At 52.1% G+C, this 10,727-nt stretch carries 8 protein-coding genes, 1 tRNA gene and 2 pseudogenes; 8 read left to right on the plus strand and 3 right to left on the minus strand.

The window, feature by feature from the left end:
* Window positions 1–70 precede the first annotated feature (70 nt).
* From G445_RS0102555 to G445_RS12040, 3 genes and pseudogenes are all read left to right on the plus strand, one after another.
* Window positions 71–1,165, plus strand: coding sequence for a ribosomal RNA small subunit methyltransferase A (locus G445_RS0102555; protein ID WP_022866005.1), 1,095 nt, complete (start codon window positions 71–73; stop codon window positions 1,163–1,165).
* A gap of 129 nt (window positions 1,166–1,294) precedes the next feature.
* Window positions 1,295–2,038 (plus strand): annotated as a pseudogene (locus G445_RS12035) (ATP-binding cassette domain-containing protein); the annotation flags it as partial.
* A gap of 189 nt (window positions 2,039–2,227) precedes the next feature.
* Window positions 2,228–3,127: pseudogene (locus G445_RS12040) on the plus strand (ATP-binding cassette domain-containing protein); the annotation flags it as partial.
* 170 nt (window positions 3,128–3,297) lie between these two features.
* Here the strand turns inward: G445_RS12040 and G445_RS0102565 are convergent.
* The 3 genes from G445_RS0102565 to G445_RS0102575 all read right to left on the minus strand — a co-directional run bounded on the left by G445_RS0102565 (window position 3,298) and on the right by G445_RS0102575 (window position 6,356).
* On the minus strand, window positions 3,298–4,515 hold the full coding sequence (locus tag G445_RS0102565) for an ABC transporter permease (protein ID WP_022866007.1): 1,218 nt from the start codon (window positions 4,513–4,515) through the stop codon (window positions 3,298–3,300).
* Window positions 4,516–5,550, minus strand: a complete 1,035-nt coding sequence (locus G445_RS09310) for an ABC transporter ATP-binding protein (protein WP_022866008.1) — start codon at window positions 5,548–5,550, stop codon at window positions 4,516–4,518.
* A 182-nt stretch (window positions 5,551–5,732) separates the two neighbouring features.
* On the minus strand, window positions 5,733–6,356 hold the full coding sequence (locus G445_RS0102575) for a TetR/AcrR family transcriptional regulator (protein ID WP_051126993.1): 624 nt from the start codon (window positions 6,354–6,356) through the stop codon (window positions 5,733–5,735).
* A 137-nt stretch (window positions 6,357–6,493) separates the two neighbouring features.
* Here G445_RS0102575 and G445_RS0102580 point away from each other — a divergent pair.
* The 5 genes from G445_RS0102580 (at window position 6,494) to pth (ending at window position 10,605) form a co-directional block, all read left to right on the plus strand.
* A tRNA-Gln gene (locus G445_RS0102580) sits at window positions 6,494–6,564 on the plus strand.
* Between the two features lie 52 nt (window positions 6,565–6,616).
* A complete protein-coding gene (locus G445_RS09315; protein ID WP_022866010.1) occupies window positions 6,617–7,630 on the plus strand; it encodes an NTP transferase domain-containing protein in 1,014 nt (337 codons plus the stop codon).
* Between the two features lie 21 nt (window positions 7,631–7,651).
* On the plus strand, window positions 7,652–8,635 hold the full coding sequence (locus G445_RS0102590) for a ribose-phosphate diphosphokinase (RefSeq protein ID WP_022866011.1): 984 nt from the start codon (window positions 7,652–7,654) through the stop codon (window positions 8,633–8,635).
* A gap of 518 nt (window positions 8,636–9,153) precedes the next feature.
* Window positions 9,154–9,765, plus strand: coding sequence for a 50S ribosomal protein L25/general stress protein Ctc (locus G445_RS0102595; protein ID WP_026420882.1), 612 nt, complete (start codon window positions 9,154–9,156; stop codon window positions 9,763–9,765).
* A gap of 249 nt (window positions 9,766–10,014) precedes the next feature.
* Complete coding sequence (gene pth, locus G445_RS0102600) at window positions 10,015–10,605, plus strand: aminoacyl-tRNA hydrolase (protein WP_022866013.1); 591 nt, start codon at window positions 10,015–10,017, stop codon at window positions 10,603–10,605.
* The last annotated feature ends 122 nt before the right edge of the window (window positions 10,606–10,727 follow it).

Raw genomic sequence — 10,727 nt, forward strand, 5'->3', positions numbered from 1 at the left:
ACCGGGTTGCGGGCTACGCAAAGTAGATAGCGTATGATGCCCTAGTGGCGTAACCAGGTAGAATAGCACCGTGGAGAAAACAGACGACATAGATGCTTATGTAGCCGTTCCAACGAGCCTTCTTAAACCGCCGGATATTCGCGATTTATGCGATAAACTCAATATTCGTCCAACAAAAACCCTCGGACAAAACTTTGTTCACGATAGTGCAACCGTACGCAAAATAGTGCGCGAAGCAGGCGTGCAACCAGGCGATCATGTGCTGGAAGTGGGGCCAGGTTTAGGTTCGCTTACCTTAGGGATTCTTGAAGCAGGGGCATACCTCAGCGCCATCGAAATAGACAATACAATAGCAGACCTTTTGCCGCACACCATAACCGCACGGTGTAACACACCAGAAAATTTTGCGCTCCTTCACGCTGACGCTTTAACCATTCATTCGCCCGAGCAACTTGCAATACCGGAAGCACTCGGCACTCAGTTTTCAGAGCCCCGGTATCCGTCGAATACCGCACATGAAAATGTGCAACATGTGGAAGATATGAGCAACTCTCACATACGTGAACCACAGCATTGCGCACCAATAAATACTCAACAGCAGAACCGAACCGCGATTACGCATACACATTACGCACCCACCAAACTCGTCGCGAATCTGCCCTATAATGTTGCGGTTCCCATTATTCTTACGCTCCTTGAGGCGCTACCGAGCCTACGCCACGTCACAGTTATGGTACAACTTGAGGTCGCGGATCGGCTCGCAGCGCTTCCCGGAAGTAAAACATACGGCGTTCCCAGCGTAAAAACCGCATGGTATGGTGCGGCGCGTCGCGGGAGCCGAATTTCCCGCAATATTTTCTGGCCCGTACCCAATGTGGATTCCGCACTCGTGTCCATAGATTTATACGACGACGAAGCACTACGCACCCTCCACGCAGGTGTTGACCGCGAAACCGTGTTCGAGATTATTGATGAGGCTTTCGCTCAACGCCGGAAAACACTCCGTCAGGCGTTACGCAACTGGGCCGGAAACGCTTGGCGCGCCGAAGAAATTCTCCTAGCTGCCGGAATCGATCCGCAGCTACGTGGCGAAAAGCTCGGCATCACAGATTTTATTAATATCGCGCGCGAAGCCTATACGCACAGAAAAGAATTCGTCGTGTAACATATTTTGAACCTCATTATTCAACCCGTACCTTGAACCTTAACCTTTAACCCTCAACCCGCATCCTCAACCCTTGACTTCAACCCAAAACACGTTATGGCACATCTTCTCTCCACACAAAACATTGGCATGACGCTCGGCGCACGCCACATTCTCTCCAATATTTCTCTGAGCTTGGAGGACGGAAACAGAATCGGGGTTGTCGGCCCTAACGGTGGCGGAAAAACAACGCTGATGCGCATGATTGCGGGAGATCTGGAACCCACAGAAGGCACAATTACCGCGGCGAATAATGTGCGTTACGCCCTGCTCAGCCAAAACGATTCACTTCCGGACACCACGGTTCAGGAGGCAATCCATGGCGGTGTGTCCACGTTCACGTGGGCAAGCGATGCTCGGGTGCGCGAACTTCACGCCGGGCTACTTCCCGATATTCCGCTCGATGCGCGGGTGGATGAGTTGTCCGGCGGGCAGCGCAGGCGCGTCGCCCTCGCCCATACTCTTACGCGGGACGCCAATGTCCTTATCCTTGACGAACCTACCAACCACCTGGACGTGGAGGGGATTACGTTCCTTGCCGGCTATTTGAATGAGCGGTTTGGTGGCCCGCGCGCTCAGGGCGCATGTGTCTGCATTACCCACGATCGTTGGTTCCTTGACGCCGTTGCAACCCGCCTGTGGGAGGTTATCCCCGGTGTGGAAACACATAGCGGGCAAATCCCCGGGCGTGTGGACGTTTACGAGGGCGGATATTCGGATTACATTTTCCAGCGCACGGAACGCCAGCGCGAAGCGGCCGTCGCCGAAGAAAAACGGCAAAACCTGCTGCGAAAGGAACTTGCGTGGTTGCGTCGAGGCGCGCCTGCCCGAACCTCAAAACCGCGTTTTCGTGTGGAGGCGGCCGAGGCGCTTATTGCCGATGTTCCCGCGCCGCGCGACACGGTGGATATGATGAAAATGGCATCCGCTCGCCTGGGTAAAGAGGTCATTAACCTGGAGGATGTGAGTTTCACGTATCCGGGGGCGGATGCGCCAACTTTGACGAACGTGACGTGGCGATTGGCGCCGGGGGAGCGCGTGGGGATTTTGGGGCCGAATGGCGCCGGGAAGTCTACGTTGTTGGCGTTGCTGGCCGGGCGTGTTGAGCCAAGTGGCGGGCACGTGAAACGCGGGGTAACGGTGAAACTCGCGGAGTTGAGCCAGCATACGCGCGAGCTGGATAAGGTTGCGGATTTGCGGGTTGTGGAGTCGGTTGCGGAGGTTGCCCAGCATGTGACGGTGGGCAAAAAGGAGATGTCCGCGAGCCAGCTCACCGAACGCATGGGGTTCACGAAGGAACGCGCATGGACGCGGGTTTCAGATATTAGTGGCGGGGAGCGGCGCCGACTCCAGTTCATGCGGCTTCTTATGGCGGAACCGAATGTTTTGCTTCTCGACGAACCCACGAATGATTTGGATACGGATACGCTTGCCGCGATGGAGGACGTTCTGGACGGCTGGGCGGGCACGCTCATTGTGGTTTCGCACGACCGCTACCTGTTGGAGCGTATGACGGATCGCCAAATGTGTGTTATCCAGGGCGGGTTGCGTGATTTACCGGGTGGCGTTGAAGAATACCTCCGGTTGCGTGCCAAGCAGATTGCGCAGGCGCAGGAAGAAAATGAGCGTAAACTCAGGGAGTCTTCTTCTAGTTACGACGACGGTAGCCCGGAACTTTCGGCCACCACCGCTTTAACGAACGCCCAACGCCGTGAAGCCCGTAAAGAGGCGGCACGCATTGAACGCAAAATGGAGAAGGTGCGCCAGCAGTTGGAGAAGGTTCGAGAGAAAACTGCCGAACTTTCTACCGGAACGGATTATGAGGCAATGGCCGAGGCCGGACGCCAAGATGCGGAGTTGTGTGCGCAACTCGACGCCCTGGAAGAAGAGTGGCTGCTCGCCGCCGAACAGGCCGAGGGCTGAGCCACAGAGCAGACCTAAAGCTAGGCTTGAACAAAAATGTGTGGGTAAGGCGTTATGCCTTACCCACACATTTGTTTTAACAATTAACCGTAAGTCGCTTTAACCGTAGATCGTTCTAGCCGTAGGCTGCTTAATCTTAGATCTCTTTTGTCATGAGGAGACTTTTTACCTTAGGCCGCTTTGCGGAAGATTTGGGAGAGCTTCACGCGCTCGCCCATGCGCAAAATGCTACGTTCGTAGACTTTTCCGGCAAGAAGCGTGAGGAGATAAATCGCCACGAGGTTAATGGCAATAGCCCCCACAATTTCCATCCACCCTGCTGTTCCCATGAACATGCGCGATTGCATCATGAAGGGGGAGAAGAAGGGAACATAGGAGAGAATATTGGCAACGCCCTCACTCACAATACCGTTTTGTAACCAGAACAGGCAGGTGTAGAACGGAACGAAAAGCACGAACATGAAGAGGGTGTTCAAGCCACCGAAGTCTTCTTGGCGAGAAACCGTTGCTGCCGCGCCACCTATCATTGCGGCAATAGTGAAGTACCCCAAAACAGTCCAGAAAATAAGGGTAAGAATAACATAGGCTATGTTCACGTTGAGTGCGGGAATATATGCAAATATTCCACTAAACCATAGGCCACCTGAGATCAAACCAAGAGTGAGTAGGCTCAGCGTCATTAGCCCGCCACCAACACCGATGAGTTTGCCCAACAGGAGGGTGCGCGGACGAACCGTCGACAAAATAACTTCTACAACCCGCGATGATTTTTCTTCCAAAATGCCCGACGCAATGCCCTGCATACTCAAAATAATAAAGAATAGCGAAATAGAGATGCCAACTATGGCAATAACAATTCCAGCTAACTCCGAAATGGCATCTCCTTTATCACTAGCTGGAACAAATTCTGCCTGAGTAATAGTAAGGAGTTCATGCTGGATTTGAGGATTAACATTGGCTTTCTGTAAAGTGTAAGTCTTTAAAGCCTCTTTAATGGCGCTTTTCGTAGAGAAAGCAGAGTTCGACTGTAGCGAAACATTACTGACGTAATATTCAAACTTTGGCGGGTTCCCGCCAATCATGTATTCCGCCTTATCTGGGTTGTTTTTTTCGAGGGCAACAGCGGGTTCCTTATCCGTCATAACGGGTTTTATCCCGAAGGCTTCCAGGAACGGCGCAATATCCTTTGCACTGTTGGCCACAAGAACCGTCTCGTTGCCACCAACATTGGAAGATTGGTCCTGATCGTCAGATTTTGCGTCAACAACGAAGAAACGCAGAGCGAGGGAGCCACACACCACCAACAACGCCAGAATAATGAGCATCCATTTGGTGCCCGTGGACTTCATAATATTGAAATATTCGCGTTTAATAATGACGGATAACATTTACTTTCCTCGCTTTCCAAAACTCAACAACCCACCAAAATTCGATAGCCCACCGAAACCTCCACGGTTTTTCTTCGATGCGGGCATGTCCCTGCTCGCCGCGGGCGAAGCGACAACGTAATCTTTGAAAAGTTCCGTTAGATGCGGGCGCCTGGGTGAAAATTCTCGAACGCTCCCAACCGTGAGCGCAAGTTCAAGAAGTTCCCTTTCCTGGGTATCATTATCTAGTTCGACGACGATACGCGTTGTTCCCGCAAACGTTGGTGCTTCGCTGGACCCATCGAGTGGGTCGCGTCTTGGAGAAAAACCGGCGTTCGTGAATGCCGTGAAAACAGTATTGGCAGAGCCTTCAACAGCGAGAGCGTAAACCGGGCGGGCTGTTTGGCGAAGTTCGTTCACGGTTCCGTCGGCAACAATATGCCCCGCGGAAAGAATCCCTACGCGATCACAGAACTTTTCTACGAGATCAAGCTGGTGGCTGGAGAAAATGACGGGAACCCCGGAGTTAGCTTTTTTGCGAAGAACCTGGCTCATCACATTCACGGCAACAGGATCTAGGCCCGAGAAGGGTTCGTCGAGAATAAGAAGATCGGGATCGTGAATGAGCGCGGCCGCTAACTGGACTCGCTGTTGGTTTCCGAGGGAGAGTTTTTGAACGTCGTCGTCGCGCCTGTGGGCGATTTCAAGCTGTTCGGTCCATTTTTCCATGGCGGTTTCAGCGTCAGCCTGGCTTAATCCGTGGAGGCGGGCAAAATAGATAAGCTGGGAGGCGACCGTCATTTTAGGGTAGAGTCCGCGTTCTTCAGGCATGTAGCCAATGCGCCTGCGTGCCTCAAAATCAAGTGGGGCGCCATTCCACGTAACCTCGCCACTATCTAGGGAGAGCAGGCGCAAGGCAATACGCATGGCGGTTGTTTTACCCGCGCCGTTAGATCCCACGAAGCCGAAAATCTCTCCGGGCAACACGAAGAAACTGAGATCTCGAAGGACATGGTTAGAGCCGAAGCTCTTGTTAATATGTTTGAAAGAAAGCATGGTGTCCTTAAATTGTGCTGAAATAAATTCCTCATGCAGTGGTTCTAGCAGTGTTTGTGGCGCCAGCTAAAGCCTGCATTTAATTACTTATCTAAACAATCAGTGTTGATATGACTAGCTTTTATCACTTAATTGTACCGGTGGGGGGGGGATAGCAAGTATTTTGAAAGAGGTTGGGGTATTTACTCCGAATTTTTCAGGGAGTTGTGGCGCGGAAGCAGTTTTGGCTCCGATTCAAGCCCGCGTAACCCATACCACATGAAATTCACGACGTGCGCACCCAAAATCTCCTTCGACGGCTCACGCACATCAGCCCACCACTGCCCAACCTGGGAGAGCGAACCAGCCAAAGTCTGCCCATAAATCCGGGCATATTGGGGGTCAAGCCCATTACGTTTCAACATGGGAGCCAACAACTCGGATGCCGTATCTGCAACGTCGTCGATAACCGTCGAGAAAGAAGCACTCCCGCCAAGAGTTGTGGGGGAACGCTGGGCGAGGAGGCGGAAACCGTCGGGATTTGACTCAATATAATCAAAAACCGCCATCACAATGGACTCCAAAACCTCACGTTCCGGCGCCCCAACATTCATTCTGTCATTCAAAATATCGGTGAGAGTTGTCAATTCGCGATCAACAACAACCGAATAGATGCCCTCTTTGCTCCCAAAATGTTCATAGACGACGGGTTTGGATACCCCTGCCTGAGCTGCAATTTCCTCAATAGATACGGCATCATACCCCTGGGTGGCAAAAAGTTGACGCGCCACATCAATGAGCTGATACCGGCGTTCTGTTCTCGACATCCGTGCTTTTTTACGCGGTGAATTAGCCGATGAGGTCTTTTTCATGTTTTCAATTATGCCAAGAACCTATTTTTAGTATAAACTAGTCTCATTCCGTGTTTCTTTAAGGCTAATTTAGTGTGGCTAAAAAGAAGCGATCCTCCTTGGTGTAATGGCAACACAGCGGTCTTTGGAACCGTTATTCTAGGTTCGAATCCTAGAGGAGGAACGAAGAACCGGCAGGTTTTTCCCAATGGTGAAGCACGTGGAAAGGGTCGAATATGGCAACCCTGAGCGCCGTTGTCATTCTAGCCGCGGGTCAGGGGACTCGTATGAAATCCGAGAAGCCGAAAGTCCTTCATGATATGTGTGGGCGAACGCTTCTGGGGCACGCAATTGCTTACGGGAAAGGCCTCGAACCTGAGAATATTGTGGTTGTTGTTCGCCACGAACGCGATAAAGTCGCAAGCCACGCACTAGAGTGCGATTCACATCTTATTATTGCTGATCAGGACGATATTAAAGGAACCGGACGCGCGGTATGGTGCGGATTAAACGCATTGCCTGCCGAGATGTCCGGTTCAATTCTTGTTATGGCGGGAGATACCCCGCTCCTCGGAACAGATGTGCTCAGCGAACTCGTTGCCCGCCACGAAGGCAACGCCGTTACGGTTCTCTCCGCGCGCGTCCCAGACCCCCACGGTTATGGGCGAATTGTTCGCGATAAGGACGGGATTATCAGCGGCATCGTCGAACATAAAGATGCAACTGAAGAACAGCGAAACATCAACGAAATCAACACGTCAACATACGTTTTCGATGTTGACTTCCTCCGCTCGGTTATTAACAATCTCGGGACGAATAATGCGCAGGGCGAGGTGTACCTCACCGATGTGGTCGCCAAAGCATATGAGGCAGGCAGGGGAGTTGGCTCCTACATTGTTCCCGATTATCGCCGAGCCGAAGGATGTAACGATCTTGTCCAGTTAGCTACGTTGCGTGCGGATATGAACCGGCGCATTGTGGAAAATTGGATGCGTGCAGGGGTGTCCATTATTGACCCGGCCACTACGTATGTGGACGTCCAGGTCACTATGGAACATGATGCACGAATTGAACCCGGAACGGTGTTGCGTGGAGCCACACATATCGGTGCACACGCGCATATTGGGCCGGGCGAATTTGACAATGTTCAGGTGGGACAGGGAGCCGTGGCGCGCCATGTTTACCTCCGAGATACAACTATTGATAGCGGGGAAACGGTTCTCGCTAACTATTACGATCACCGGTCATAGGTACAACAAGGGAGTACAGCGATGAGCACGGGCATGCGGGTAAGTAACGATAAGCGCCTTGTTTTAGTAACAGGTAGGGCGCATCCAGAATTGGCGGAAGAAGTTGCACGATGCTTGCACATCAAAATGCTTCCGACGACGATTTACGACTTCGCCAACACAGAAATCTACGTACGTTACGAAGAATCTCTGCGCGGGGCGGACGTTTTCATTTTGCAGTCATTCACTGAGCCGATTAACAAGTGGATGATTGAGACTCTTTTGATGGTGGACGCGGCCAAGCGCGCTTCGGCAAAGCGTATTACCGTGGTTGCTCCCTACTATCCCTATGCTCGCCAGGACAAGAAGCATAAGGGGCGCGAACCCATTTCGGCGCGTCTTGTGGCGGATTTGTTTAAGACTGCGGGCGCGGATCGTATTATGAGCGTTGATTTGCATGCTTCGCAGACGCAGGGATTCTTTGACGGTCCGGTTGACCACCTGTGGGCAATGCCGACCTTGGTGAAATATATTCGCGAACGTATTATGCACGACGAAGCCGTGATGGTCTCCCCAGATGCCGGACGTATTAAGGTTGCCGAACAGTGGGCTGCGCGCCTGGGTGGGTTGCCGTTGAGCTTCGTTCACAAAACACGCGATATTGCGCGCGCCAATGTTGCTAAAGCGAACCGCGTGGTCGGTGACGTTGCCGGAAAAACCGCCATTATCGTCGACGATATGATCGACACCGCGGGAACCCTGGTTGGTGCAATTAACGTTGTGAAAGATGCGGGGGCGAAGGACATCCTTGTGGCCGCAACGCACGCACTTCTTTCTGGGCCTGCTGTTGAGAGGCTCTCCAATGCGCCGATTCGCGAGCTTGTGGTGATGGATACGTTGCCGATTTCGGAAGAAAAGCGTTTCGATAAGCTCACGATTCTCTCGATTGCGCCGGTTTTGGCGCGCGCCATTGACGAAGTCTTTGAGGACGGTTCGGTAACGAGCCTCTTCGATGGTGCCTACTAGGAACGGTGCCGATAGCGCGCAACGGGTGAGTCTTTTTAGGGACGTTCCTGAGTCTTTTAGGGATATTCCTGAGTCTTTTAGGGACATTGCCTAGGCGTTTTTTGACGGCACATGACTTATGAGCCACATAACGTGATATCCCCCAAAAATGGGGGATATTTCTTTATCTTTTCGTTGAAAAACGCTAAAATGGTTGGGTTGCTTCGGCGAGGGAAAATACGGTTCGGCTGTGGTTGCACAGCGCCCGGTTTGAAAGCGTATTGCTGGAACGGCGCGTGGCTAATAGTTACGTGGTGTGCACAGCGCGTGATGCGAACAATGCCTTGAAAAAGGTTTGTGAGCAAAACGGCTCGCGGATTACACCGCGTGCGAATCGTATGGAACGTTATCGACGTAGCAGGCTTTAGCGGCCTGCCCGAGGCCGCCCGCACGTGCGTTACGTGCAGAACACGTGGCGTGAAAACACGCTGTGTTTGCAACAAAGCACAATCATTGTGCACGGTAAAAAGGAGCCTGCTATGGCAATTGAATCAACAAAGCTTGAAGCGGTAACCCGCAAAGAATTCGGCAAGGGCGCTTCACGCCGTATGCGCCGCGACGGCAACACCCCTGCCGTTCTCTACGGCCACGGTGAAGAACCGCAGCATATGGGTATCAACTCCCATGATGTATTCCTTGCAACTAAGGGCAATGCTAACGCTCTTGTCACCGTCTGTCTTGAAGGCGAAGATCATCTCGCACTCGTGAAAGATATTCAGCGCAACCCGCTCACCCGCAACATTGAACATATCGATCTTCTCCGCGTCAAGCGCGATGAAAAGGTTGAAGTTGAAGTTCCGGTTGAAGTTGTTGGAGAACCGGAATCCGGCCTCATCTACACCATTGACGTTTTGAACGTCCTCGTTATGGCGCCTGCTATCGACATTCCCGAAACCATCGTCGCCGATGTGGAAGGCCTCGGAGATGGCGAACGTGTTACCGTTGCAGATCTCAAGCACGCCGACGACGTGGAAGTTCTCCTCCCGGCAGACGAAATCATTGTGTCCGTCATTCTTCCTGAAGTTGAAGCTTCTGAAGAAGAAGCCGATGCAGAAGATGAAGCCAAGGCAGAAGAATCTGCAGCTGAATAATTCACATAATTTGCACAATCTGGCGCGTCACGTGCATGAAAAAAACACAACAGGATGCGTCGCGTACGTAGATGAAAATGGTGCATTCGTACCACGCATCTGCTACTACGTGCGTAGAGGTTAATGTCCGCGAATGTGTTGCGATTATTGCAATACTTACCTCAAAGATTGTGATCCAAGGCGGGAGAGAACGCTCTATGTGTTCCTCCCGCCTTTTTGCTAGGCTACAAAGGGAGAAAGCGAGCAGTAATGTACACAATTATCGGCCTGGGAAACCCAGGAGCCCAGTACGAAACAACACGCCACAATATTGGCTGTATGGTGATTGACGAACTCGCCAGACGTGCAGGGTTACGCCTCAGTGTCCACAAAGCCACCAACACCACCCACGCGAGTGCCCGCATTGGCGTTGCTTCCGGACAAGACGGCACACGTATCGTGATGGGCCGCAGCAATTCCTTTATGAACGTGAGCGGCGGGCCGGTTTCATCCCTGCTCAGCTACTATCACGCCACCCCAGAAAACCTCATTGTTATTCACGACGAATTAGATCTTCCCTTTGGCAGCCTGCGTTTAAAACGAGGCGGGGGAGAGGGCGGCCACAACGGGCTGAAATCCATTAGTCAATCCCTAGGAAACAAGAACTATATTCGTGTGCGTTTCGGAATTGGACGCCCGCCTGGGCGCCAAGACCCGGCCGATTTCGTGTTGCGTCCTTTTACGTCAACCGAAAAGAAAGAACTCGACATTCTTATTTCCGAAGCGGCCGACGCTATCGAGGAAATCATTAGCCAGGGACTTGAGAAAGCAACCCTCAACCTCCACACCAACCACAAGTAGTAATATGCTCGGCCGGCTATCTACCTCAACTTTAGGTAACGGATGTTTCCCGTTAGCAGTTAGATGTACTGTAGATAATGCCTAGCCGGCAGCTAGACGAACCTATCAATTCAGCACAGAAC

The organism is Actinotignum urinale DSM 15805 (assembly GCF_000420445.1).
GTDB lineage: Bacteria > Actinomycetota > Actinomycetes > Actinomycetales > Actinomycetaceae > Actinotignum > Actinotignum urinale.